Consider the following 23,553-nt stretch of genomic DNA (forward strand, 5'->3'; position numbering starts at 1 on the left):
TTGCTAGGAAAGGAGGAACTATCCAATGCCAAAAGTAGCATTGTATAACCAGAACGGAGAAACAATCGGTGAAATTGAACTGAACGATTCCGTTTTTGGTATTGAGCCAAATAAATATGTGTTATTCGAAGCGGTCATTATGCAACGTGCTTCGTTGCGTCAAGGAACGCATAAAACAAAAAATCGTGCGGAAGTAAGTGGCGGCGGCCGCAAACCATGGCGCCAAAAAGGAACAGGTCGCGCTCGTCAAGGTTCGATTCGCGCTCCACAATGGCGGGGTGGTGGTACAGTATTTGGTCCAGTTCCGCGCAGCTACAGCTATAAGTTGCCGAAAAAAGTCCGTCGCTTAGCAATTAAATCGGCATTATCTTCTAAAGTTCTCGAAAACAACATTGTTGTTTTAGACAGCTTAACATTAGAAGCGCCAAAAACAAAAGAAATGGCGAAAATCTTAAATAATCTTTCTGTTGATCGCAAAGCGCTAATTGTAACCGATGATGTGAACGAAAATGTTGCACTATCTGCGCGCAATATTCCAGGCGTTACGGTGGTTACAGCGAACGGCATTAACGTTCTTGATGTGCTAAACCATGATAAGCTCGTAATCACGAAAGCGGCCGTGGAGAAAGTAGAGGAGGTGCTTGCATAATGAAAGATCCTCGCGATATTATTAAGCGCCCCATCATCACGGAAAACACGATGAATTTAACAGCGCAAAAAAAATACACGTTTGAAGTAGATGTAAAAGCTAATAAAACTGAAGTAAAAGACGCTGTTGAAAAAATCTTTGGCGTAAAAGTAGAGAAAGTCAACATTATGAACTATAAAGGAAAATTTAAACGCGTTGGCCGTTACAGCGGTTATACAAACCGTCGCCGCAAAGCGATTGTAACGTTAACGCCAGACAGCAAAGATATCGAACTGTTCGAAGTATAAGTTTAAAAGCGAAGGAGGGAAACCAACATGGCGATTAAAAAATATAAACCGACATCCAACGGTCGTCGTGGCATGACAGTGCTTGATTTTTCAGAAATCACAACAGATCAGCCGGAAAAATCGCTGCTCGCGCCATTAAAGAAAAAAGCGGGTCGCAACAACCAAGGGAAAATTACAGTACGCCATCAAGGCGGCGGTCATAAACGTCAATACCGTATCATTGACTTTAAACGCGACAAAGATGGAATTCCAGGCCGCGTTGCTACAATCGAGTACGATCCAAACCGTTCCGCAAACATCGCGTTAATTCACTATGCAGACGGTGAAAAACGTTATATTATTGCACCGAAAAACCTTAAAGTAGGCATGGAAATTATGTCTGGACCAGATGCAGACATCAAAGTCGGCAATGCATTGCCGCTTGAAAACATTCCAGTTGGTACGCTTGTGCACAATATCGAGCTGAAACCAGGAAGAGGCGGACAGTTAGTTCGTGCAGCTGGTACATCCGCACAAGTGCTTGGGAAAGAAGGAAAATATGTCATCATTCGTCTTGCATCTGGCGAAGTGCGCATGATTTTAGGTACTTGCCGGGCAACGGTTGGTGAAGTAGGTAACGAACAGCATGAACTGGTCAACATCGGTAAAGCAGGTCGTGCTCGTTGGTTAGGTATTCGTCCAACGGTTCGCGGTTCGGTTATGAACCCTGTTGATCACCCACACGGTGGTGGTGAAGGTAAAGCGCCAATCGGACGCAAATCACCAATGACTCCTTGGGGCAAACCAACACTTGGCTTTAAAACACGCAAAAAGAAAAATAAATCGGATAAATTCATTATCCGCCGTCGTAAAAAATAACGGGGTTGAACTACGGTTCTTAAGAACCGTAGCACAATCACGAAGGGAGGTTCATTTATGGGTCGCAGCTTAAAAAAAGGTCCGTTTTGTGATGAGCATTTAATGAAAAAAATCGAAAAATTAAATGAAACTGGACAAAAACAAGTGATTAAAACATGGTCTCGTCGTTCCACAATTTTCCCGCAATTTGTTGGTCATACGATCGCCGTATATGATGGACGCAAGCATGTACCAGTTTATATTACAGAAGACATGGTCGGACACAAACTTGGCGAGTTCGCACCGACGCGTACGTTCCGAGGCCATGCTGGCGACGATAAGAAAACAAAACGTTAATGAGAGGAGGTCCAACACATGCAAGCTAAAGCTGTCGCAAGAACAGTGCGTATTGCTCCTCGTAAAGCACGTTTAGTGATTGATTTAATTCGAGGAAAAGAAGTTGGTGAGGCAGTTGCCATTCTTCGCCACACACCAAAAGCTGCTTCTCCGATTATTGAAAAAGTGCTAAAATCCGCAGTGGCAAACGCTGAACATAACTATGACATGGACGTGAACAAACTAGTCATTACGGAAGCATATGTGGACGAAGGTCCAACGCTGAAACGTTTCCGTCCGCGCGCAATGGGACGTGCAAGCGCGATTAATAAACGCACAAGCCATATCACCATCGTTGTTTCAGAAAAGAAGGAGGGATAATAAGTGGGTCAAAAGGTGAATCCGGTCGGTCTCCGCATCGGCATTATTCGTGACTGGGACTCTAGATGGTACGCTGAAAAAGATTATGCGGACCTTTTGCATGAGGATCTAAAAATCCGTGAGTATATTAATAAACGTTTGCAAGATGCTGCAGTATCTCGCATTGAAATCGAACGTGCGGCAAACCGTGTTAATGTTACGATTCATACGGCTAAACCAGGCATGGTCATCGGTAAGGGCGGCTCGGAGGTAGAAGCGCTCCGTAAAGCGTTAACGCAATTAACTGGTAAACGCGTTCACATTAACATCGTTGAAATCAAAAAACCAGATTTAGATGCGAAACTAGTTGCGGAAAACATTGCGCGTCAACTTGAAAACCGCGTTTCGTTCCGTCGTGCGCAAAAACAAGCCATTCAACGTGCTATGCGCGCAGGTGCAAAAGGGATTAAAACGATGGTATCTGGTCGTCTCGGCGGTGCTGATATCGCTCGTTCGGAACATTACAGCGAAGGAACTGTTCCACTCCATACACTTCGCGCTGACATCGATTATGGAACGGCAGAAGCGGATACAACATACGGAAAAATCGGCGTAAAAGTATGGATTTATCGTGGAGAGGTCCTTCCGACAAAAAAGAAAACTGAGGAAGGAGGAAAATAATTATGTTAATGCCAAAACGCGTAAAATATCGCCGTGAACATCGCGGACGCATGAAAGGTCGCGCAAAAGGCGGCACGGAAGTACATTTTGGTGAATACGGATTGCAAGCGTTGGAATCCGCTTGGATTACCAACCGTCAAATCGAGGCAGCTCGTCGTGCGATGACTCGTTATATGAGACGTGGCGGTAAAGTGTGGATTAAAATTTTCCCTTCTAAACCATATACAGCAAAACCGTTGGAAGTGCGGATGGGTTCCGGTAAAGGTGCTCCTGAAGGTTGGGTAGCTGTCGTTAAACCAGGTAAAGTAATGTTTGAAATTGGCGGTGTTTCGGAGGAAGTAGCGCGTGAAGCATTGCGTCTTGCTTCTCACAAACTTCCGATTAAATGCAAATTCGTAAAACGCGAAGAAATTGGTGGTGAAGCAAATGAAAGCTAAGGAAATTCGTGATCTTACCACTGCCGAAATTGAACAAAAAATTAAAGCATTAAAAGAAGAGTTATTCAACCTTCGCTTCCAATTAGCAACAGGACAATTAGAAAACACAGCACGCATTCGCCAAGTACGTAAAGATATCGCACGCATGAAAACGATCATCCGTGAAAGAGAGATCGCTGCCAATAAATAATTTGAGAGGAGGTTTGCGACATGAGTGAACGCAATCAACGCAAAGTATACGTAGGCCGCGTTGTATCCGACAAAATGGACAAAACGATTACCGTTCTTGTTGAGACATACAAAAAGCATCCGCTTTACGGCAAACGCGTGAAATATTCGAAAAAATATAAAGCGCATGACGAAAATAACATTGCAAAAGTTGGCGATATCGTAAAAATTATGGAAACTCGCCCACTTTCGGCAACAAAACGTTTCCGTTTAGTGGAAATTGTTGAAAAAGCAGTTATTGTTTAATCATCACAAGGTTTGGTTCGGTGATATAATTCCGAAAGGAGGTTTCGTCGATGATTCAACAAGAATCTCGTTTAAAAGTAGCTGATAACTCAGGTGCACGGGAAGTGCTTGTTATTAAAGTTTTAGGTGGTTCTGGTCGCCGCTACGCAAACATTGGCGATGTCGTTGTTGTGACGGTCAAGGATGCGACACCAGGTGGCGTTGTTAAAAAAGGTCAAGTCGTAAAAGCAGTGGTTGTCCGTACAAAACGCGGTGTTCGCCGTTCGGATGGTTCTTACATTCGCTTTGACGAAAATGCTTGCGTCATCATTCGCGATGACAAAAGCCCGCGCGGTACGCGTATTTTCGGACCAGTCGCTCGTGAATTGCGCGATAAAGACTTTATGAAAATCATTTCCTTAGCTCCAGAAGTAATTTAACGGACAGGAAAAGCCTTTTAAGGAGGTGCGAACTGCAATGCATGTAAAAAAAGGTGATAAAGTACAAGTAATCTCCGGTAAAGATAAAGGAAAACAAGGCGTTATTCTGGCGGCATTTCCTAAGAAAAACCGCGTGATTGTTGAAGGTGTCAATATCGTCAAAAAACATGCGAAACCATCACAAGCAAATCCACAAGGCGGTATTATTACAAAAGAGGCACCGATTCACGTATCGAAAGTAATGCCTTTAGATCCAAAAACGGGGACTCCAACCCGCGTTGGATATAAGATTGTCGACGGCAAAAAAGTACGTTATGCGAAAAAATCCGGTGAGATTTTAGATAAATAATCGTGATGTCAGAAAGGAGGTACTCTTATGAACCGCCTGAAAGAGAAATATGTAAATGAAGTGGTACCTGCTCTTATGAGCAAGTTTAACTATAAATCTATAATGCAAGTCCCAAAAATTGAAAAAATCGTCATCAACATGGGTGTTGGCGATGCAGTACAAAATCCGAAAGCACTTGACAACGCAGTAGAAGAATTAACATTAATCGCTGGTCAAAAACCAGTTGTAACTCGCGCGAAAAAATCAATTGCTGGTTTCCGCCTTCGTGCAGGAATGCCGATCGGCGCGAAAGTAACATTGCGCGGAGAACGCATGTATGAGTTTTTAGATAAACTGATTTCCGTATCGCTTCCACGCGTCCGTGACTTCCGGGGCGTATCGAAAAAATCGTTTGATGGCCGCGGCAACTACACGCTAGGAATTAAAGAACAATTAATTTTCCCTGAGATCGACTATGATAAAGTCAATAAAGTGCGCGGTATGGATATCGTCATTGTTACGACAGCCAACACGGACGAAGAAGCACGTGAACTTTTAACATTGCTCGGCATGCCATTCCAAAAATAATGAATCCCATCCGTAAAGCAAGGGAGGCGAAATCGTGGCTAAAAAATCAATGATCGCGAAACAAAAACGTACGCCAAAGTTTAAAGTAAGAGCGTATACCCGCTGCGAACGCTGCGGCCGTCCGCATTCCGTTTATCGCAAATTTAAACTTTGCCGTATTTGTTTCCGTGAACTAGCATATAAAGGTCAACTTCCAGGTATTAAAAAAGCAAGCTGGTAATAAACCCATGAATTGGGAAGGAGGTAAAACATAATGGTGATGACAGATCCAATTGCAGATATGCTTACTCGCATTCGTAATGCGAACATGGTACGTCACGAGAAGCTTGAAGTGCCGGCTTCGAAAATGAAACGTGAAATCGCGGAAATTTTAAAACGCGAAGGCTTTATTCGTGATTACGAATACATTGAAGACAACAAGCAAGGCATTCTTCGCATTTTCTTAAAATACGGTCCAAATAACGAACGTGTAATCACTGGCTTAAAACGCATCAGCAAACCAGGTTTGCGCGTTTATGTTAAAGCCCATGAAGTGCCTCGTGTATTGAACGGATTAGGAATCGCAATTCTTTCTACATCGCAAGGCATTTTAACGGATAAAGAAGCACGTCAAAAAGGAACTGGCGGCGAAGTAATCGCATACGTATGGTAATTCATTTTGTTAAGAATGGAGGTGTTTGTACATGTCACGTGTCGGTAAAAAGCCAATTGAAATTCCTTCTGGTGTAACAGTAACGGTGAACGGCAATACCGTTACAGTAAAAGGGCCAAAAGGTGAATTAACTCGCACTTTTCATCCAGATATGACAATCAAAGTAGAAGATAATGTGATCACAGTTACTCGCCCAAGCGACGAGAAACATCATCGTGCGCTTCATGGTACAACTCGCAGCTTGCTTGCAAACATGGTAGAAGGCGTATCGAAAGGATACGAAAAAGCGCTCGAGCTCGTTGGTGTCGGATACCGTGCGGCGAAACAAGGCAAAAAACTTGTCCTTAGCGTCGGTTATTCTCATCCGGTAGAAATGGAACCGGAAGAAGGATTAGAAATTGAAGTTCCTTCGCAAACAAAAATCATTGTAAAAGGTGCAGATAAACAACGTGTTGGCGAACTTGCTGCGAACATTCGCGCAGTGCGTCCACCTGAGCCATACAAAGGTAAAGGAATTCGCTACGAAGGTGAAGTTATACGTCTTAAAGAAGGTAAAACTGGTAAATAACGCGGCTTAGCGAAATGAAAGGAGTGACATAAATGATCACGAAAGTTGATAGAAACGCAGTTCGTAAAAGAAGACACGCACGCGTTCGTAAAAAAATATTTGGAACTGCTGAACGTCCACGCTTAAATGTGTTCCGTTCCAATAAACACATTTATGCGCAAATTATTGATGACATGAAAGCAGTAACGATTGTCAGCGCTTCTACATTAGATAAAGAATTTGACTTAGAATCGACTGGAAATATTGAAGCGGCTAAAAAAGTCGGTGAATTAGTAGCAAAACGGGCATTGGAAAAAGGTATTAAAAAAGTGGTATTTGACCGCGGCGGATACTTATACCATGGACGGGTAAAAGCACTTGCCGATGCTGCTCGTGAAGCTGGCTTGGAATTTTAATCATAAAGGAGGGACAAAGATGCGTCGTATCGATCCAAATAAACTTGAACTCGAAGAGCGCGTAGTAGCGGTGAACCGTGTTGCAAAAGTAGTAAAAGGTGGACGTCGTTTACGCTTTTCTGCATTAGTCGTTGTCGGCGATAAAAACGGTCATGTCGGTTTTGGTACAGGGAAAGCACAAGAAGTTCCGGATGCGATTCGCAAAGCGATTGAAGATGCAAAGAAAAATTTAATTGAAGTGCCGATGGTTGGCACAACGATCCCTCACGAAGTGATCGGCCATTTTGGCGCCGGAAAAATCATTTTAAAACCTGCATCCGAAGGTACAGGGGTTATCGCCGGTGGTCCGGCACGTGCCGTATTGGAGTTAGCAGGTATCAGCGATATTCTTTCCAAATCGATCGGTTCAAACACGCCAGTAAACATGGTGCGCGCTACAGTGGACGGATTAAAACAATTAAAACGTGCTGAAGATGTAGCGAGATTGCGCGGCAAAACAGTTGAGGAACTGTTAGGATAAGGAGGGAAATACAGTGGCAAAAAAATTAGCGATTACCCTCACTCGCAGCGTTATCGGTCGTCCGGAAGATCAACGGATTACCGTTAAAACATTAGGCTTACGGAAAATGCATCAAACTGTCATTCATAACGATAATCCTGCGATTCGCGGGATGATTAACAAAGTTGCACACCTTGTCCAAGTAAAAGAAATTGAAGAATAACGATCATAAGGAGGTGCTTCGCCATGAAACTTCATGAATTACAACCAGCGCCGGGTTCCCGGAAAGAACGTAATCGTGTCGGTCGCGGTATTGGTTCTGGTAACGGCAAAACGTCCGGCAGAGGTCAAAAAGGTCAAAACGCCCGCTCTGGCGGTGGGGTACGAATTGGTTTTGAAGGTGGTCAAACTCCTTTATTCCGTCGTCTTCCAAAACGCGGTTTTACCAACATCAATCGTAAAGAATATGCGATTGTCAACCTTGATAAATTAAATCGTTTTGAAGACGGAACAGAAGTAACACCTGAGTTGCTGCTTGAAACAGGAGTTATCAGCAAATTAAAATCGGGCGTGAAAATTTTAGGCAAAGGACAAATTGAGAAAAAATTAACGGTAAAAGCTCACAAATTCTCCTCTTCGGCGAAAGAGGCAATCGAAGCTGCTGGCGGTAAAACTGAGGTGATTTAATGTTTCGGACAATCTCCAACTTTATGCGCGTCGGTGATATAAGAAAAAAAATTATCTTTACTCTTCTTATGCTCGTTGTGTTCCGAATTGGAACATTTATCCCCGTTCCGAATGTGAATGCGGACGTCTTAAAAGTGCAGGATCAGCTAAACGCTTTTGGCGTTCTCAACATATTCGGCGGCGGGGCATTGAAAAACTTCTCCATTTTTGCGATGGGCGTCATGCCATATATTACAGCATCCATCATCATACAGCTGTTGCAGATGGATGTTGTTCCTAAATTTACGGAGTGGTCAAAACAAGGTGAGGTTGGACGACGTAAATTAGCTCAGTTTACCCGCTATTTTACGATCGTTTTAGGTTTTATTCAGGCGCTTGGAATGTCGTATGGTTTTAACCGTATGGCGTCAGGAGCGCTCATAAAAGACCCTGGCATACCAACCTATTTATTAATCGCAACGGTTTTAACAGCCGGAACGGCATTTCTTATGTGGCTTGGTGAACAAATCACTGCCAAAGGTGTAGGAAACGGCATTTCGATTATTATTTTTGCTGGGATCGTTTCCGGTATCCCTGCTGTGCTCAACCAAATTTACGCGCAGCAATTTGAAAATGTTGGCGAAGATTTGTTTTTGCGTATTGTGAAGCTTCTGCTTGTTGCGTTAGCGGTAGTTGCCGTTATCGTTGGCGTTATTTACATCCAACAAGCATTGCGGAAAATTCCGATTCAATATGCTAAACGACTGGAAGGACGGAGCCCAGTTGGCGGGCATTCCACCCATTTGCCGCTGAAAGTCAATCCAGCGGGAGTTATTCCAGTGATTTTTGCTGTGTCGTTTCTTATTGCTCCACCGACAATTGCATCGTTCTTTGGATCGAATGATGTAACATTGTGGATTCGAAAAACATTTGACTATGCACACCCAGTTGGTATGGTCATTTACGTGCTATTAATTATCGCCTTTACGTATTTCTATGCCTTTGTTCAAGTCAATCCTGAACAAATGGCGGACAACTTGAAAAAACAAGGTGGTTATATCCCAGGGATACGTCCAGGGAAAAATACACAGGAGTATGTCACCAAAATTTTATACCGGCTTACCTTTGTCGGTTCGATATTCTTAGCAGCAATCGCGATTCTTCCTGTGTTCTTTGTCAATTTTGCTAATTTACCGCCTTCCGCTCGTATCGGCGGGACCAGTTTGCTCATTGTCGTCGGTGTTGCGCTCGAGACAATGAAACAGCTAGAAAGCCAGCTTGTGAAACGTCACTATCGAGGTTTTATTAAATAAAGAGGTTAGGAGCAACCGCCTCTTGCCTCTTAGAGCTGAGGGGGAGCGAGGATGAATTTAGTACTAATGGGTTTGCCTGGTGCCGGAAAAGGTACTCAAGCGGAAAAAATTGTTGAAACATACGGAATTCCGCATATTTCCACTGGTGATATGTTCCGTGCGGCCATTAAAGAGGGGACACCATTAGGATTGCAAGCAAAAGAATATATGGATCGCGGCGATCTTGTTCCGGATGAAGTAACCATCGGCATCGTTCGCGAACGTTTAAGCAAAGACGATTGTCAAAAAGGGTTTTTGCTAGACGGATTCCCACGGACGGTTGCCCAAGCGGAAGCGTTAGAAAACATTCTTGCCGAATTAAACCGCTCGATTGATTATGTCATTCATATTCATGTAGATAAAGATATTTTAATGGAACGGCTGACAGGAAGAAGAATTTGCAAAAATTGTGGCGCAACGTACCATCTAGTATTTAATCCGCCGGCAAAGCCAGGCGTTTGCGATAAATGCGGCGGCGAACTATACCAACGCGCCGATGATAACGAAGAGACGGTAGCCAACCGGCTCGAAGTAAACGTCAAACAAACGCAGCCGCTGCTGGATTTTTACGAGAAAAAAGGATACCTACGCCACATCAACGGACAGCAAGATATTGAAAAAGTATTCGCCGATATTCGTGAGCTTCTCGGAGGATTACAATAATGATTATTTGCAAAACTCCGCGTGAAATTGAAATCATGCGCGAGGCCGGGAAAATCGTGGCGCTGACCCGAAAAGAGTTAGAAAAACATATTCGTCCTGGGATTACAACGAAAGAGTTAGATGCGATTGCTGAAAAAGTGATACGCCAATACGGTGCCATTCCTTCGTTTAAAGGATACAACGGATTTCCAGGAAGCATTTGCGCTTCTGTCAATGAAGAGCTTGTTCACGGAATTCCTGGCGACCGGGTATTAAAAGAAGGCGATATTATTAGCATTGATGTCGGGGCCCAATATAATGGTTATCATGCTGACTCTGCATGGACGTATCCTGTTGGAGAAATTGCAGAAGAAACGAAAAAACTTCTTGAAGTAACGGAAAAATCCTTATATATAGGATTAGAGGAAGCAAAACCAGGTGCTCGTTTGTCCAATATTTCGCACGCGATTCAAACATATGTGGAATCTCATCATTTTTCGATTGTTCGCGAGTATGTTGGACATGGAATTGGTCAAGACTTACATGAAGACCCGCAAATTCCGCATTATGGTCCGCCGAATAAAGGACCGCGTTTAAAACCAGGAATGACGTTGTGTATTGAACCGATGGTCAATGCGGGCAGCCGCTATGTAAAAACACTTGCTGATAACTGGACCGTCGTTACAGTAGACGGAAAGATGTGTGCCCATTTTGAGCATACGATCGCCATTACAGAAAATGGCTATGAAATTTTGACAACCCTCTAATATAATCATGATGGACACGGATTGTAGAGCTGTTGGCGAATATGGTGTTCATTCAGTTTTTCGTAACACTATGTTACTCATTCGAAGGAGGGAGAGCCGCTCGATGGCTAAGGACGATGTAATTGAAGTGGAAGGTACTGTAGTCGAAACATTGCCAAACGCGATGTTTCGTGTAGAATTAGAAAATGGTCATACTGTATTGGCGCATGTTTCTGGTAAAATTCGCATGCATTTCATTCGGATTTTACCTGGAGATAAAGTTACGGTAGAATTATCTCCGTATGATTTGACACGCGGTCGAATCACGTATCGTTATAAATAATGAAAGCACTCCGTTTGACAGGGAGGTAAAAGACATGAAAGTAAGACCATCTGTAAAACCTATTTGCGAAAAATGCAAAGTTATTCGTAGACGTGGTAAAGTTATGGTGATTTGCGAAAATCCAAAACATAAACAACGACAAGGGTAATCTTTAAGGAGGTGTACAATATGGCACGTATTGCAGGTGTAGATATTCCTCGTGACAAACGTGTAGTCATTTCGTTAACATATATCTACGGAATCGGCAAACCAACCGCACAAAAAATCTTGAAAGAAGCAGGCGTTTCCGAAGATACACGCGTTCGTGACTTGACAGAAGAAGAATTAGGAAGAATTCGCGAGATCGTCGGCCGCTTGAAAGTGGAAGGAGATCTTCGTCGCGAAGTATCGTTAAATATTAAACGTTTAATGGAGATCGGATGCTATCGTGGCCTTCGCCACCGTCGCGGCTTGCCAGTTCGCGGTCAAAATACGAAAAACAATGCTCGCACACGTAAAGGTCCACGCCGTACTGTAGCGAACAAGAAAAAATAATTAAGCAAAGGAGGTAATTCCACGAATGGCACGTAAAACAAATACACGCAAACGCCGTGTAAGAAAAAATATTGATACGGGTATTGCTCATATTCGTTCCACTTTTAACAATACGATCGTAACGATTACAGATGTTCACGGAAATACGATTGCTTGGTCCAGCGCTGGAGCGTTAGGTTTTAAAGGTTCCCGTAAATCGACACCATTTGCGGCGCAAATGGCAGCGGAAGCAGCCGCAAAAGCTTCGATGGAACATGGAATGAAAACAGTAGAGGTAAACGTAAAAGGACCTGGTGCTGGCCGTGAGGCAGCGATCCGTGCATTGCAAGCAGCTGGATTGGAAATTACAGCGATTAAAGACGTAACTCCTATCCCGCACAATGGATGCCGTCCGCCAAAACGTCGCCGTGTGTAATATCCCTGTATAGAATTTGTATCCTTGTCAATAATGGGATATGATAAGTATCATTATATACAGGGAAAACATTAGCCATTTACACATTTGGGAACTTATTCATGGGGGAATTTCGATTAGGCGTGTATCGTTTGGTCGGGGTCTCGACGTTTTGAAGGAGGGTATAATAATCGATGATTGAAATTGAAAAACCGAAAATCGAAACGGTTGAAATCAGCGAAGATGCCAAATACGGCAAATTCGTCGTCGAACCGCTTGAGCGTGGATATGGTACAACTTTGGGTAACTCCTTACGTCGTATCCTATTATCTTCACTCCCTGGTGCTGCTGTGACATCGGTACAAATAGATGGTGTACTGCATGAGTTCTCAACGATTGATGGCGTCGTAGAAGATGTGACAGCAATCATTTTGAACATAAAAAAATTAGCGTTAAAGATTTATTCCGATGAAGAAAAAACGTTGGAAATTGATGTACAGGGTGAAGGAGTTGTCACAGCTGCTGATATTACTCACGATAGCGATGTGGAAATTTTAAACCCGGACCTTCATATTGCTACGTTGGCAGAAGGCGGACGTTTGCGCATGAGAATGACCGCCAAACGGGGACGTGGGTATGTTCCAGCTGAGGCCAACAAGCGCGAGGATCAGCCAATAGGCGTTATCCCTATCGATTCGATTTATACACCTGTTTCACGCGTTTCTTATCAAGTAGAGAATACGCGTGTCGGACAAGTGACGGACTATGATAAGTTAACCATTGATGTGTGGACAGATGGAAGCATTGGACCGAAAGAAGCCATTTCTCTCGGTGCGAAAATTTTAACCGAGCACTTAAATATTTTCGTCAGCCTGACAGATGAAGCGCAAAATGCGGAAATCATGGTGGAAAAAGAAGAAGATCAAAAAGAAAAAGTGCTCGAAATGACTATTGAAGAGCTTGATCTTTCCGTCCGTTCCTACAACTGCTTGAAACGTGCCGGCATCAACACGGTTCAAGAACTGACGCAAAAAACAGAAGAAGATATGATGAAAGTGCGCAATCTTGGTCGCAAATCTCTCGAAGAAGTAAAAGCGAAGCTGGCTGAACTCGGACTTAGCCTGCGGAAAGATGACTAGTTAACGTTGTTTAACTAGTATTTTCATGTTACAAAAGTATATACCACGAAAGCCCGTAACTTAAGTCATTGGGATGAAGTGGAAAACGGTTTTTGCATCGGAGATCATGCAAAAATGTTAAAAAGGAGGGACACTTTATGTCATACAGAAAATTAGGACGTACAAGCGCTCAACGTAAAGCATTGCTTCGCGATTTAGCAACAGATTTAATCATTAATGAGCGTATTGAAACAACAGAGGCGCGTGCGAAAGAATTGCGCTCAGTGGTTGAAAAAATGATCACGCTTGGCAAGCGCGGTGATTTGCATGCACGTCGTCAAGCGGCAGCATTCATCCGCAACGAAGTAGCAAACAGTGAAACAGGTCAAGACGCGCTGCAAAAGCTGTTCAGCGATATTGCACCGCGTTATCAAGATCGCCAAGGCGGTTATACTCGGATTATGAAACTTGGTCCTCGCCGCGGCGATGGAGCACCAATGGTGATCATTGAACTAGTGTAAAGCAGTTCTGTTGACTAACAAGGGCGAGACAGTTTCTTTTGAACTGGATCTATGCCCTTTTTTTATTTTCCTTTTTTGTAGTAGAGTAGAGATGAGAGATAGAAGAGACAAGGAGAAGGAATTATGGCAGAAACCATTTTATCGGTCGAAAAGCTATGTTTTCGCTATCCAAATCAATCTGATTATGCTGTGCAAAATGTAACATTTCAAGTGAAGCGCGGGGAGTGGCTGGCGATCGTCGGACACAACGGGTCGGGAAAATCGACGATTGCTAAGCTGCTGGTCGGATTGTTAAAGCCGGAAAGCGGTGTGATTAAGCTGTTTCACCACGTTCTGGATGAGCAGACGGTTTGGGAAATCCGCCGTCGCGTTGGCATGGTGTTCCAAAATCCAGATAATCAGTTTGTCGGAACAACGGTAGAAGATGATGTCGCTTTTGCTCTGGAAAACAACGGGGTTCCTCGCGACGAGATGGTCAAAAGAGTCCATGAAGCGATTCGGAAAGTTCATATGGAAGAGTTTTTGCATCATGAGCCGCATCACCTTTCCGGCGGTCAAAAGCAACGCGTGGCAATCGCGGGCATTTTGGCGCTGCGACCAGACCTCATCATTTTAGATGAGGCAACATCGATGCTAGATCCGAAAGGAAGGCAGGAAGTATTAGACACGGTCCGTGATTTAAACAAAAAACAACGCATCACTGTGTTGTCCATTACCCATGATTTAGAGGAAGTTGCTAAGGCCGACCGCGTTATTGTCATGAATAAAGGGGAAATAATGACAGAAGGAACACCGAAACAAATTTTTGCGCTTGGGACAAAACTAGAGCGAATTGGTTTAGATTTGCCGTTTGCGGTAAAAGTAAGAGACCGGCTAAAGCAGTGTGGAATCCCGCTATCTTCAAGCTACTTTACGTTAGAGGAGTTGGTAGAAGAATTATGGACATTATATTCCAAAAGGTAGAACATGTATATAATGCCAACTCACCGTTTGCCCGTCGAGCGTTATACGACGTGGACATCATGATTGAAAGCGGTTCTTATGTGGCGGTTATTGGTCATACTGGTTCAGGAAAATCGACGTTGCTTCAGCATCTAAACGGTTTGCTTCAGCCGACAAGCGGAACCGTAAAGGTTGGAAACCAAACGATTACCAGTAAAAAACGCCAAAAAGATTTAAAACCGCTGCGCAAAAAAGTCGGCATCGTCTTTCAATTTCCGGAACATCAGCTATTTGAAGAGACGGTAGAAAAAGATATATGTTTCGGGCCGATGAATTTTGGCATACCTGAGGGGGAAGCAAAAAAGAAGGCAAGAGAGCTAATTAAGCTAGTCGGGCTTCCAGAAGATGTATTAAACAAGTCTCCGTTTGATTTAAGCGGTGGGCAAATGCGCCGTGTTGCCATTGCCGGGGTACTGGCGATGGAACCGGATGTCATTGTTTTAGATGAACCGACGGCTGGATTAGACCCGCGCGGGCGTAAAGAAATCATGGAAATGTTCTACCGCCTTCATCGTGAAAAGCAGCTGACGACCGTGTTAGTTACCCATAGTATGGAAGACGCCGCTATGTATGCAGATTATATGATTGTCATGCATCAAGGAACCGTATGGAAAAGGGGAACGCCGGAGCAAATTTTCCAAGACAGCGATGATTTGGCGAAAATCGGTCTCAGCGTGCCAGAAACGGTGCGGCTAAAACTGGAATTGGAAAAACGGTTAGGAATTACTTTGCCGTCCCCATGTTTAACGATCGAACAAACAGTAGATGCGGTGCGAAAATTATTTTCGAAGGTGAACGCTCATGATGAATAGCATGATTATTGGCAAATATGTACCTGGCAATTCCGTCATTCACCGCATGGACCCTCGTGCTAAACTGTTAATCATCTTTATGTACGTATTTATTGTCTTTTTAGCGAATAATAGCGTTACGTATGCTGTATTAACGGTATTTACATTTGGTTTTCTCGCGTTGTCGCGCATCCCGTTATCGTTTGTGATTAGAGGTTTAAAGCCGATTATATGGATTATCGTCTTTACTTTTTTGCTGCATGTCTTTATGACAAAAGAAGGGGATGTGCTGTACCACATCGGTTCCTTTTCGATTTACGAAGGCGGCGTCAAGCAAGGAATTTTTATTTCGCTGCGTTTTCTACTGCTTATTATCATTACTACTTTATTAACCTTAACCACCACCCCGATCGAAGTGACTGACGGAGTGGAAAGCCTGCTGGCGCCGCTAAAAAAAATGCGCGTTCCTGTCCATGAACTGGCGCTAATGATGTCTATTTCTCTTCGTTTTATCCCGACGCTAATGGAAGAGACGGAGAAAATTATGAAAGCACAAACAGCCCGCGGCGTCGATTTTACTGGAGGCCGATTTTCGGAAAGAATGAAAGCGATTGTATCGCTGCTTGTTCCGCTATTTATCAGTTCGTTTAAACGCGCTGAAGAACTGGCAACCGCGATGGAAGCGCGCGGCTACCGCGGCGGCGAAGGAAGAACGAAATTTCGCCAGTTGGTATGGAAATGGACCGATACCGTTTTTCTAATAGCAGTATTTCTGCTGGCTGTTGCGTTGTTCTTATTACGTTCATAGCGAGGAGAAAATGATGAATAATAAACGGATGAAATGTACGCTTGCCTATGATGGTACGTATTTTTCCGGCTATCAAGTTCAGCCTGGCAAGCGCACGGTGCAAGGGGAGCTTGAAAGAGTGCTGACACAAATGCATAAGGGCCAAACGGTGCGTGTAACAGCTTCAGGAAGGACGGATGCCGGTGTTCATGCATGCGGGCAAGTGATTCATTTCGATACGGCTTTATCGCTTTCGCCCCAACAATGGAAAAAAGCGTTAAATGCTCTATTGCCGGATGATATTGTGATTAAACATGTGCAGGAAGTAGATGCTTCCTTTCATGCCCGTTTTGCTGCCAAGGCAAAAGAATATCGGTATAAAGTGCGAAACGCCAAAGAGCCCGATGTGTTTTTGCGTCATTACTGCTATCATTATCCGTATGCACTGGATATCGAAGCAATGAAACAAGCGTTGCGATTCATCGAGGGGACACATGATTTTACGAGCTTTTGTTCCGCAAAAACCGACGTCGATGATCGTATACGCACTATTTATCAAGCGGACGTGACCGTCGATGAGGAAATGTTGGAATTCCGTCTGGTTGGCAACGGATTTTTGTATAATATGGTGCGGATTATCGTCGGGACTGTTTTGGAGGTTGGGCAAGGAAAGCGGGGCGCAGACAGCATTTCCGCTATTTTGGAAGCAAAAGACCGGCGTTATGCTGGCCCGACTGCTCCGCCTCAAGGACTGTATTTATGGAAAGTATATTATGACAACTAGTCCTGGTGTAACATTTTCTTGACATTGATATGCTAAAGAGATATTATATCATATGGTATGTATTTTTCCACGATTAGCCCCGGAAAGTAATCGTGTTGAGATAAATTCTATAGTAAATTGCATGTTTATTTTTTATTTTAGGAGGGAATAGAATGCGTACAACTTACATGGCGAAGCCAAATGAAGTAGAACGTAAATGGTACGTTGTTGACGCTGCTGGCAAAACGTTAGGACGCCTTGCAAGTGAAGTAGCAGCAATTTTGCGCGGCAAACATAAGCCGACATTCACACCACACGTAGATTGCGGCGATCATGTCATCGTGATCAATGCAGATAAAGTGGAATTAACCGGGAAAAAATTAACGAAAAAATTATATTATCGCCATAGCTTGCATCCAGGCGGATTAAAAGTAAGAACGGCATTGGAAATGCGTACAAACTATCCAGAGCAAATGATTGAGAGAGCGGTACGCGGAATGCTTCCAAAAGGCCGTCTAGGTCGTCAAATGTTTAAAAAACTGCACGTATATCGTGGAAGCGAACATCCACATCAAGCGCAAAAACCAGAAGTTTATGAAATTCGCGGATAATTGATAAAGGAGGGTATTATTTTGGCACAGGTACAATATTATGGCACAGGTCGTCGCAAAAGCTCTGTTGCGCGCGTACGCCTCGTTCCAGGCGACGGACGTATTATCGTGAACAACCGTGACATTCGTGAGTATATCCCAACGGAAGCGTTAATCGAAGTGGTAAAACAACCGCTAGTGTTAACAGAAACGTTAGGAAATTATGATGTATTAGTAAACGTAAAAGGCGGCGGATTTGCTGGCCAAGCAGGTGCGATTCGTCACGGCATCGCCCGTGCGTTATTGCAAGTAGACCCGGATTATCGCCAAGTATTAAAACGCGCAGGATTATTAACACGCGATGCTCGCGTGAAAGAACGGAAAAAATACGGTCTCAAGGGTGCTCGTCGCGCTCCGCAATTCTCCAAACGTTAATCGTATTTTTCCACAAATCTCAGCCATATCGGCTGGGATTTTTTTCTTTTCCCCATCTTTTTTCTTCACGCATGTTTAGGATGAATCGTTAAAAACTACATCCTAAAGGAGCGTGAAAGAACATGAATGTCATTACTTCATTTAAGGAGAAAAAACGGGAAAAACAAATACTATACGAACGAAAAATGTTGCGCGAGCTGTCGTTAGAAAAGTTAAAAACGAAAGTCATTGAACATTTTGGCCCTTTTTACCATATGTATCGCTTATTCCCATCCGTTATTGAGGAAGGATGTATCGATATCGCGATTGAAGCGTATTTGCTTGGTGCCAACTACAGCCGGTTTGGTTATTATGGGGAGCCGGCAGAAAGCGTAAGAAGACGATGTGCGCAAGAGGAAAAATATTTGATCGGTACATTATTCGATTTCCTTTGCTTTTGGGGGGATATCGATGACGGATTGGCAAGCGAATCGCTTTATTATACATGCGAGCATTATATCATTTATTGGTGGACAGAAGGATTTGAAAAAGGAAAAAAACGCCGGCGCTTGAAACTTCACTAAAAGAAGTTCTATTTTTGACTCTTGTCCCATATAAGATAGAGAAGGGGAAACGCAGGAGGAGAAACAATGAAAGGGAAATGGTTGGGTGCTCTCGTCATTAGTTTTACAATTATTGTTGTTTTTTTCCAATACCTTTTTTCTGATCCCACTTCAACAAAATCATGGAATCTTCCGCTATCTGGAAGGATTATCATTTTAGACCCTGGTCACGGCGGACCAGATGGCGGAGCGGTTGGCGGCGATGTGGTGGAAGAAGAAGTGGCGCTGAAAGTGGCGATGAAATTGCGCGACTACTTGCAGCAGCAAGGAGCGCTCGTGCTGATGACAAGAGAAACGGACAGCGATCTCGCTGATAAAGACACGCGCGGCTACAGCCGTCGGAAAACAGAAGATTTGCGAAAGCGCGTCACCTTTATTAATGAATCAGAAGCGGATTTATTTATTAGCATCCATCTCAATGCGATCCCTTCTCCGCGTTGGCGTGGTGCGCAGACTTTTTATTATGGTTCATTGATAGAAAATGAACGGCTTGCTAGGTTTATCCAGAGTGAACTGCGGCGTAATCTCGAAAATACAAACCGTGTAGCCAAAATAATTGATACCGTTTATTTGTTAAAATATGCGAAAAAACCTGGCGCGCTCGTGGAAGTAGGCTTTTTATCCAATCCGGAAGAGAGGGAACTTTTAGCTTCCGATCATTATCAAACAAAACTCGCCGCCTCGATATATAAAGGAGTACTGCGATATTTTTCCAATGAAAAAAATCCCCCGGAGTAGGGGATTCCTTTTTTTTACATAATGGCTATGCGATCATTATGTATGATATAGTAAAAATATGAAACGCAATACATACATAAGGGCTGGTGATGATCGATGCTTACGGAGAACGAGGTTAGAGCGCTGCTTGAAAACATCAAAGATCCGTTTTTAAACAAAACGTTTAAGGAAACAAATGCGATCCAAGAAATTAAAATTAAGGAAGACAAAAACCATGTTAGTGTCAAAATTGCATTAGCCAAAACGGGAACAGCAGAACAGCTTCGGGTGCAAACAACGGTTGTCCAACTATTAAAGGATGCGGGCGCTGCCTCGGTAGGCTTGCGGTTTGCACAGCTTCCTGAGGAAGTAGTGGAAAAATATGAAGCGAACCAATCAAAAACAACTTACATTGCGATTGCCAGCGGAAAAGGTGGGGTCGGAAAGTCGACCGTTTCCGTCAATTTGGCTGTTTCTCTCGCCCGTCTTGGCAAAAAGGTAGGGCTTATTGATGCCGATATTTATGGGTTTAGCGTTCCGGACATGATGGGCATTGTCGAACGTCCGACGGTGCGCGGCGATAAAATTATTCCAGTGGAACGTTTTGGCGTAAAAGTCATTTCCATGGCCTTTTTTGTCGAAGATAATGCCCCTGTTATTTGGCGCGGTCCAATGTTAGGAAAAATGTTAAATAACTTTTTCAAAGAAGTGGAATGGGGCGACCTAGACTATCTATTATTGGATTTACCTCCTGGAACAGGGGATGTGGCGTTAGATGTCCATACGATGCTCCCATCGTGCAAAGAAATCATCGTTACTACTCCGCATCCAACAGCGGCGTTTGTGGCGGCGCGCGCAGGGGCAATGGCGCTTCGTACCGAGCATGAAATCATCGGTGTGATTGAGAATATGTCCTATTTTGAAAGCCGCAAAACAGGCGAAAGAGAATATGTATTCGGCAAAGGCGGGGGCGAGAAGCTTGCCAAGGAGTTGCAAACGGAACTATTAGGCCAATTGCCGCTGCAGCAACCAGACTGGAATGATGACGATTTTGCTCCATCGGTGTATGCCGAGGATCATCCGATTGGAAAAATATATATGGACATTGCCCGTAAAATTATCGAAAAATGTTAAATTAAATAAAAAAGGAGAGCATCTCTAATGAGATGTTCTCCTTTTAGCTTCCTCCCTGTCCTTGCTGATTGCCGCTGCTTTCTTCTCCCTCTCCGCCTTTTTCATCTTCGCCTTGTTTTTTCGTTTCCTGCTGTATGTTTTCAGCCGATTTGATTAATATGTCTTGAATTTTTGCTTGGAACAATGGGCTGTTCAGCGTTTCGGTGATGACTTGTTGCAGATGTTTGCGAAATTCCTTGCTTTTTAACACATCTATCATAGCCTTTTCCATTTCTGGATTTTTCAAAATATCTATCATCATCCCTTGGTATTCCGGGTCTTTCATCAAGGCTTTGATCGTTTTTTCATGCTCCGTTTTTAAGCTTTTGGCAAAGCTTTCCGCAAATTTGGGATCTTGTAATGCTTTCTCCCAAAATTTCACTCCTTGTTCGGAAGTCAGTATTTGTTGAAGCGTTTCTTTAATGACGGTTTGCTCCATGACGAGCTGTTGTTTCATTTTTTCATCCGTCATGATTTCTTGAATCGCCTTTTTCCCCTCATCTGTTTTCAAAATATCAACGACCATTTTTTTTGTTTCGTCGTAATCAGGGGGTGGCGAACTAATTTCTTGAGGAGCACAAGAGCTAAGGATAAGGAAATAGCTCAATAATAGGAGCAATGTGCTTTTTTTCATGTAGGTAAGCTCCTTTCTGCAAAAGTCCCTTACCCTTAATATGAATTTTCGCCCAAAAAATATGCATTTGCTTTATTCCTAAGTCGTTGATAAAATTTAAAGCGAATCGAATCATGTTGAGAATAATGGAGGATGGAGTTGTGAACAGCCGTAAATGGGTGCGTTTATTTTTAACAACATTAGCGATCGGGGGAATCACGGCAGCAATTATAGGAATTATTTTTAATTGGGGTGAATACCAAAAGCTGCTGTTGCAATTGGACATAGTGGAAATTCTCGCTGTATTGATGTGGCACATTGGTGTCGGCTTTATTTTTAGTGTCGTTAGTCAAGCAGGTTTTTTTGCTTATTTAACCATCCATCGCTTTGGGCTCGGAATTTTCCGCTCTGCTTCACTGTGGAACGCTGTACAAATGGTGTTAATTTTGTTAGTACTGTTTGATCTAGTATATTTCCGTTATCAAGCGTTTGCGGCAAAGGGGGAGTCTGTCGTTAGTTACATATTAGTGGCTTTATTTATTTTAGTGATCGGGCTTGTTGTAGCGTATATAAAAAGCGCGCAAACAAATAAAGGCGCGTTTGTGCCAGCTTTGTTCTTCATGGTTGTCGTGACAGTGATTGAATGGTTTCCTGTATTGCGTATTAATGATCGGGACTGGCTTTATTTAATGTTATTTCCGTTATTAGTTTGCAATGCTTATCAGCTTCTTATACTGCATAAATTAACAGGTAGCGCGAGATCATAACCGAAAAGGAGGAAGCAATCCTCCTTTTTTTGTGTAAAAATCGGATCGAACTTACGACCGTTTAATTGATTTCTTTGCTGCTTGCATCTCCGTTCGCAATCAGTTGCGAAACAGTAACATTGCGGTAACCTTTTTCCTTCATTGTTGCAATAATTTTTGGAAGTGCTTTTGCCGTTTGATTGGCGGAATCAGAGGCGTGAAGCAAAATAATGTCTCCAGCTTCCATATCGTCTGTAACGTTTTCTACAATGGTTTTCGTTCCAGGGTTAAGCCAATCTTTAGAATCAATGCTCCAGTGAACGACTGTGTAGCCAAGAGAATCGGCAATTTTTAAAACGTTTTTATTAAAGTTGCCTCCCGGAGGGCGCAATAATGTTATTTCCTTTATTCCGAGGTTGTCAAATACTTTCTTTGCTTCCATAAGATCTTGACGTATTTTCGCATTTTCTAGCTCTGTATAGTTCAAAAAGTTATAACCCATGCTGCCGATTTCGTGGCCGTCCTCTTTAATTCGCTTCACGATGTTTGGATGGCGTTCTGCCCACGAAGCCGATAAAAAAAAGGTTGCATTTTTAATGCCATTTTGTTTTAATACATCGAGGATATGCAGGGCATTTCGATCCCCCCAGCTAATATCGAATGTCAATGCTATTTCATTTTTGATTTTGTCCACTTTATAGATGGCCTTTGGACCGGCAGAGAGAGAAAGAGTCGCATTATGCATTTGATGCGAGTATAAAATAGCGGCGGTAAAAAACGCGGAAAGAACGATAATCAGTGCTTTTTTTAGGGACCGCCCATTTAATGCATAGAAAAAATTCATTGTATTTTTTCCCCCTTTGTTCTAAAGTTGTCCTGTGACCATCTTATGCTTGTCAGCGGGAATGTTATGAAACATATTTTTAGCAAAAAAATGTTGACAACATAAAAAAATCATGATAAATTAATACACGTCGTTAAGCGATATAACAAAAACAATATTGACATCTTGTTTTTGGATATGTTAGTATAAAAAAGTCGCAAGCAGGAGACAATGTTCCTTGAAAACTGAACAAAACGAAGCGTCCACATAGAAAAGCGGAGGCGACTGATTAGCCCTGGCAGGCGCTGGAGGGCTCGCGAGGAGGCTCAGACCAAACAAAGTTTGGTCTTGCGTGGGTTTACTCAGAGAAGTTAACCCAATGTGTTGCCGCCACAGCGAGACCGAAGCGTCCCAAGGGGCTAGGAGCCGAAGCTGGACAATATTTAAAATAAGCCAATCAACTTTCTATGGAGAGTTTGATCCTGGCTCAGGACGAACGCTGGCGGCGTGCCTAATACATGCAAGTCGAGCGGACCGAACAGGAGCTTGCTCTTGTTCGGTTAGCGGCGGACGGGTGAGTAACACGTGGGCAACCTACCCGTAAGACCGGGATAACTCCGGGAAACCGGAGCTAATACCGGATAACACCGAAGACCGCATGGTCTTTGGTTGAAAGGCGGCTTTG

General features: G+C 43.3%; 40 protein-coding genes and 1 rRNA gene. 39 read left to right on the top strand and 2 right to left on the bottom strand.

Annotation, left to right across the window (positions count from 1 at the left end):
• Nucleotides 1–25 precede the first annotated feature (25 nt).
• From rplD to salA, 37 genes are all read left to right on the top strand, one after another.
• Entirely contained in the window at nucleotides 26–649 is a 624-nt protein-coding gene (gene rplD / locus AC1WMD_RS16625; RefSeq protein WP_043903319.1) for a 50S ribosomal protein L4, read from the top strand.
• On the top strand, nucleotides 649–936 hold the full coding sequence (gene rplW / locus AC1WMD_RS16630; protein WP_043903320.1) for a 50S ribosomal protein L23: 288 nt from the start codon (nucleotides 649–651) through the stop codon (nucleotides 934–936). The genes rplD and rplW overlap by 1 nt, the downstream gene beginning before the upstream one ends.
• Nucleotides 937–963: 27 nt before the next feature.
• The gene (rplB, locus tag AC1WMD_RS16635; RefSeq protein WP_043903321.1) at nucleotides 964–1,794 is read left to right on the top strand and encodes a 50S ribosomal protein L2; all 831 of its coding nucleotides are present in this window, start codon (nucleotides 964–966) and stop codon (nucleotides 1,792–1,794) included.
• A 57-nt stretch (nucleotides 1,795–1,851) separates the two neighbouring features.
• Complete coding sequence (rpsS, locus tag AC1WMD_RS16640) at nucleotides 1,852–2,130, top strand: 30S ribosomal protein S19 (RefSeq protein WP_003247570.1); 279 nt, start codon at nucleotides 1,852–1,854, stop codon at nucleotides 2,128–2,130.
• Nucleotides 2,131–2,148: 18 nt separating this feature from the next.
• Nucleotides 2,149–2,490 carry a 50S ribosomal protein L22 gene (gene rplV / locus AC1WMD_RS16645; RefSeq protein ID WP_012748888.1) on the top strand — a complete coding sequence of 114 codons (342 nt, stop codon included), beginning with the start codon at nucleotides 2,149–2,151 and terminating at the stop codon, nucleotides 2,488–2,490.
• A 3-nt stretch (nucleotides 2,491–2,493) separates the two neighbouring features.
• Nucleotides 2,494–3,150: a 30S ribosomal protein S3 gene (gene rpsC, locus AC1WMD_RS16650; protein ID WP_017434013.1), complete on the top strand. Its 657-nt coding sequence runs from the start codon at nucleotides 2,494–2,496 to the stop codon at nucleotides 3,148–3,150.
• A 2-nt stretch (nucleotides 3,151–3,152) separates the two neighbouring features.
• Nucleotides 3,153–3,587, top strand: a complete 435-nt coding sequence (gene rplP / locus AC1WMD_RS16655) for a 50S ribosomal protein L16 (protein ID WP_043903322.1) — start codon at nucleotides 3,153–3,155, stop codon at nucleotides 3,585–3,587.
• Entirely contained in the window at nucleotides 3,577–3,777 is a 201-nt protein-coding gene (rpmC, locus tag AC1WMD_RS16660; protein ID WP_043903323.1) for a 50S ribosomal protein L29, read from the top strand. The genes rplP and rpmC overlap by 11 nt, the downstream gene beginning before the upstream one ends.
• Nucleotides 3,778–3,797: 20 nt before the next feature.
• Nucleotides 3,798–4,061 carry a 30S ribosomal protein S17 gene (gene rpsQ, locus AC1WMD_RS16665; RefSeq protein ID WP_003247581.1) on the top strand — a complete coding sequence of 88 codons (264 nt, stop codon included), beginning with the start codon at nucleotides 3,798–3,800 and terminating at the stop codon, nucleotides 4,059–4,061.
• A 50-nt stretch (nucleotides 4,062–4,111) separates the two neighbouring features.
• A complete protein-coding gene (rplN, locus tag AC1WMD_RS16670) occupies nucleotides 4,112–4,480 on the top strand; it encodes a 50S ribosomal protein L14 (RefSeq protein WP_043903324.1) in 369 nt (122 codons plus the stop codon).
• Between the two features lie 37 nt (nucleotides 4,481–4,517).
• On the top strand, nucleotides 4,518–4,829 hold the full coding sequence (gene rplX / locus AC1WMD_RS16675; protein ID WP_043903325.1) for a 50S ribosomal protein L24: 312 nt from the start codon (nucleotides 4,518–4,520) through the stop codon (nucleotides 4,827–4,829).
• A gap of 27 nt (nucleotides 4,830–4,856) precedes the next feature.
• Nucleotides 4,857–5,396 carry a 50S ribosomal protein L5 gene (rplE, locus tag AC1WMD_RS16680; RefSeq protein ID WP_043903326.1) on the top strand — a complete coding sequence of 180 codons (540 nt, stop codon included), beginning with the start codon at nucleotides 4,857–4,859 and terminating at the stop codon, nucleotides 5,394–5,396.
• A 34-nt stretch (nucleotides 5,397–5,430) separates the two neighbouring features.
• Nucleotides 5,431–5,616, top strand: coding sequence for a type Z 30S ribosomal protein S14 (locus tag AC1WMD_RS16685; protein WP_003247599.1), 186 nt, complete (start codon nucleotides 5,431–5,433; stop codon nucleotides 5,614–5,616).
• Between the two features lie 33 nt (nucleotides 5,617–5,649).
• Nucleotides 5,650–6,048 carry a 30S ribosomal protein S8 gene (rpsH, locus tag AC1WMD_RS16690; protein WP_017434008.1) on the top strand — a complete coding sequence of 133 codons (399 nt, stop codon included), beginning with the start codon at nucleotides 5,650–5,652 and terminating at the stop codon, nucleotides 6,046–6,048.
• Between the two features lie 31 nt (nucleotides 6,049–6,079).
• The gene (rplF, locus tag AC1WMD_RS16695) at nucleotides 6,080–6,616 is read left to right on the top strand and encodes a 50S ribosomal protein L6 (protein WP_043903327.1); all 537 of its coding nucleotides are present in this window, start codon (nucleotides 6,080–6,082) and stop codon (nucleotides 6,614–6,616) included.
• Nucleotides 6,617–6,648: 32 nt separating this feature from the next.
• Complete coding sequence (rplR, locus tag AC1WMD_RS16700) at nucleotides 6,649–7,011, top strand: 50S ribosomal protein L18 (RefSeq protein ID WP_043903328.1); 363 nt, start codon at nucleotides 6,649–6,651, stop codon at nucleotides 7,009–7,011.
• 19 nt (nucleotides 7,012–7,030) lie between these two features.
• Nucleotides 7,031–7,531, top strand: a complete 501-nt coding sequence (gene rpsE / locus AC1WMD_RS16705) for a 30S ribosomal protein S5 (RefSeq protein WP_043903329.1) — start codon at nucleotides 7,031–7,033, stop codon at nucleotides 7,529–7,531.
• A gap of 13 nt (nucleotides 7,532–7,544) precedes the next feature.
• The gene (gene rpmD / locus AC1WMD_RS16710; RefSeq protein WP_043903330.1) at nucleotides 7,545–7,733 is read left to right on the top strand and encodes a 50S ribosomal protein L30; all 189 of its coding nucleotides are present in this window, start codon (nucleotides 7,545–7,547) and stop codon (nucleotides 7,731–7,733) included.
• A 23-nt stretch (nucleotides 7,734–7,756) separates the two neighbouring features.
• A complete protein-coding gene (gene rplO, locus AC1WMD_RS16715; protein ID WP_043903331.1) occupies nucleotides 7,757–8,197 on the top strand; it encodes a 50S ribosomal protein L15 in 441 nt (146 codons plus the stop codon).
• Nucleotides 8,197–9,489 carry a preprotein translocase subunit SecY gene (secY, locus tag AC1WMD_RS16720; protein ID WP_494258043.1) on the top strand — a complete coding sequence of 431 codons (1,293 nt, stop codon included), beginning with the start codon at nucleotides 8,197–8,199 and terminating at the stop codon, nucleotides 9,487–9,489. The genes rplO and secY overlap by 1 nt, the downstream gene beginning before the upstream one ends.
• A 51-nt stretch (nucleotides 9,490–9,540) precedes the next feature.
• The gene (locus AC1WMD_RS16725; RefSeq protein WP_043903333.1) at nucleotides 9,541–10,191 is read left to right on the top strand and encodes an adenylate kinase; all 651 of its coding nucleotides are present in this window, start codon (nucleotides 9,541–9,543) and stop codon (nucleotides 10,189–10,191) included.
• Nucleotides 10,191–10,937, top strand: a complete 747-nt coding sequence (gene map, locus AC1WMD_RS16730) for a type I methionyl aminopeptidase (protein ID WP_043903334.1) — start codon at nucleotides 10,191–10,193, stop codon at nucleotides 10,935–10,937. Before AC1WMD_RS16725 ends, map begins: the two co-directional genes overlap by 1 nt.
• 103 nt (nucleotides 10,938–11,040) lie before the next feature.
• Nucleotides 11,041–11,259: a translation initiation factor IF-1 gene (infA, locus tag AC1WMD_RS16735; RefSeq protein WP_003247618.1), complete on the top strand. Its 219-nt coding sequence runs from the start codon at nucleotides 11,041–11,043 to the stop codon at nucleotides 11,257–11,259.
• A 34-nt stretch (nucleotides 11,260–11,293) separates the two neighbouring features.
• Nucleotides 11,294–11,407, top strand: a complete 114-nt coding sequence (gene rpmJ / locus AC1WMD_RS16740) for a 50S ribosomal protein L36 (protein ID WP_003247619.1) — start codon at nucleotides 11,294–11,296, stop codon at nucleotides 11,405–11,407.
• Between the two features lie 20 nt (nucleotides 11,408–11,427).
• A complete protein-coding gene (gene rpsM, locus AC1WMD_RS16745; protein WP_008881920.1) occupies nucleotides 11,428–11,793 on the top strand; it encodes a 30S ribosomal protein S13 in 366 nt (121 codons plus the stop codon).
• Between the two features lie 25 nt (nucleotides 11,794–11,818).
• Nucleotides 11,819–12,208 carry a 30S ribosomal protein S11 gene (gene rpsK, locus AC1WMD_RS16750; protein WP_017433998.1) on the top strand — a complete coding sequence of 130 codons (390 nt, stop codon included), beginning with the start codon at nucleotides 11,819–11,821 and terminating at the stop codon, nucleotides 12,206–12,208.
• 173 nt (nucleotides 12,209–12,381) lie between these two features.
• The gene (locus AC1WMD_RS16755; protein WP_017433997.1) at nucleotides 12,382–13,326 is read left to right on the top strand and encodes a DNA-directed RNA polymerase subunit alpha; all 945 of its coding nucleotides are present in this window, start codon (nucleotides 12,382–12,384) and stop codon (nucleotides 13,324–13,326) included.
• A 137-nt stretch (nucleotides 13,327–13,463) separates the two neighbouring features.
• The gene (gene rplQ, locus AC1WMD_RS16760; RefSeq protein WP_494258044.1) at nucleotides 13,464–13,826 is read left to right on the top strand and encodes a 50S ribosomal protein L17; all 363 of its coding nucleotides are present in this window, start codon (nucleotides 13,464–13,466) and stop codon (nucleotides 13,824–13,826) included.
• Nucleotides 13,827–13,949: 123 nt separating this feature from the next.
• A complete protein-coding gene (locus AC1WMD_RS16765; RefSeq protein WP_494258045.1) occupies nucleotides 13,950–14,789 on the top strand; it encodes an energy-coupling factor ABC transporter ATP-binding protein in 840 nt (279 codons plus the stop codon).
• Nucleotides 14,765–15,640 carry an energy-coupling factor ABC transporter ATP-binding protein gene (locus AC1WMD_RS16770; RefSeq protein WP_043903337.1) on the top strand — a complete coding sequence of 292 codons (876 nt, stop codon included), beginning with the start codon at nucleotides 14,765–14,767 and terminating at the stop codon, nucleotides 15,638–15,640. Before AC1WMD_RS16765 ends, AC1WMD_RS16770 begins: the two co-directional genes overlap by 25 nt.
• Nucleotides 15,630–16,427, top strand: coding sequence for an energy-coupling factor transporter transmembrane component T family protein (locus AC1WMD_RS16775; RefSeq protein WP_494258046.1), 798 nt, complete (start codon nucleotides 15,630–15,632; stop codon nucleotides 16,425–16,427). Before AC1WMD_RS16770 ends, AC1WMD_RS16775 begins: the two co-directional genes overlap by 11 nt.
• A 13-nt stretch (nucleotides 16,428–16,440) precedes the next feature.
• Complete coding sequence (truA, locus tag AC1WMD_RS16780) at nucleotides 16,441–17,190, top strand: tRNA pseudouridine(38-40) synthase TruA (protein ID WP_494258047.1); 750 nt, start codon at nucleotides 16,441–16,443, stop codon at nucleotides 17,188–17,190.
• A 152-nt stretch (nucleotides 17,191–17,342) separates the two neighbouring features.
• Nucleotides 17,343–17,780 (top strand): 50S ribosomal protein L13, encoded by a 438-nt coding sequence (gene rplM, locus AC1WMD_RS16785; RefSeq protein WP_043903340.1) that lies wholly within the window; start codon nucleotides 17,343–17,345, stop codon nucleotides 17,778–17,780.
• Between the two features lie 21 nt (nucleotides 17,781–17,801).
• A complete protein-coding gene (rpsI, locus tag AC1WMD_RS16790) occupies nucleotides 17,802–18,194 on the top strand; it encodes a 30S ribosomal protein S9 (RefSeq protein WP_043903341.1) in 393 nt (130 codons plus the stop codon).
• Nucleotides 18,195–18,316: 122 nt separating this feature from the next.
• Nucleotides 18,317–18,757, top strand: a complete 441-nt coding sequence (locus AC1WMD_RS16795; protein ID WP_043903342.1) for a YbaK family protein — start codon at nucleotides 18,317–18,319, stop codon at nucleotides 18,755–18,757.
• Nucleotides 18,758–18,823: 66 nt separating this feature from the next.
• Complete coding sequence (gene cwlD, locus AC1WMD_RS16800) at nucleotides 18,824–19,534, top strand: N-acetylmuramoyl-L-alanine amidase CwlD (protein WP_494258048.1); 711 nt, start codon at nucleotides 18,824–18,826, stop codon at nucleotides 19,532–19,534.
• Nucleotides 19,535–19,630: 96 nt separating this feature from the next.
• The gene (gene salA / locus AC1WMD_RS16805; RefSeq protein ID WP_043903344.1) at nucleotides 19,631–20,647 is read left to right on the top strand and encodes an iron-sulfur carrier protein/transcriptional regulator SalA; all 1,017 of its coding nucleotides are present in this window, start codon (nucleotides 19,631–19,633) and stop codon (nucleotides 20,645–20,647) included.
• Between the two features lie 43 nt (nucleotides 20,648–20,690).
• Here the strand turns inward: salA and gerD are convergent, their stop codons facing one another.
• Nucleotides 20,691–21,320 (bottom strand): spore germination lipoprotein GerD, encoded by a 630-nt coding sequence (gene gerD / locus AC1WMD_RS16810; RefSeq protein WP_043903345.1) that lies wholly within the window; start codon nucleotides 21,318–21,320, stop codon nucleotides 20,691–20,693.
• Between the two features lie 140 nt (nucleotides 21,321–21,460).
• Between gerD and AC1WMD_RS16815 the strand changes: the two genes are divergently transcribed.
• A complete protein-coding gene (locus AC1WMD_RS16815) occupies nucleotides 21,461–22,066 on the top strand; it encodes a KinB-signaling pathway activation protein (RefSeq protein WP_043903346.1) in 606 nt (201 codons plus the stop codon).
• A gap of 61 nt (nucleotides 22,067–22,127) precedes the next feature.
• Here AC1WMD_RS16815 and pdaB read toward each other — a convergent pair whose 3' ends face one another.
• Nucleotides 22,128–22,889, bottom strand: a complete 762-nt coding sequence (gene pdaB / locus AC1WMD_RS16820) for a polysaccharide deacetylase family sporulation protein PdaB (protein ID WP_043903347.1) — start codon at nucleotides 22,887–22,889, stop codon at nucleotides 22,128–22,130.
• Between the two features lie 443 nt (nucleotides 22,890–23,332).
• On the opposite strand from pdaB, the gene AC1WMD_RS16825 reads away from it, so the two are divergent.
• Nucleotides 23,333–23,553: ribosomal RNA gene (locus AC1WMD_RS16825) — 16S ribosomal RNA — on the top strand; the annotation flags it as partial.

The sequence above is a fragment of the Parageobacillus sp. NEAU-HV-2 genome, assembly GCF_059115485.1.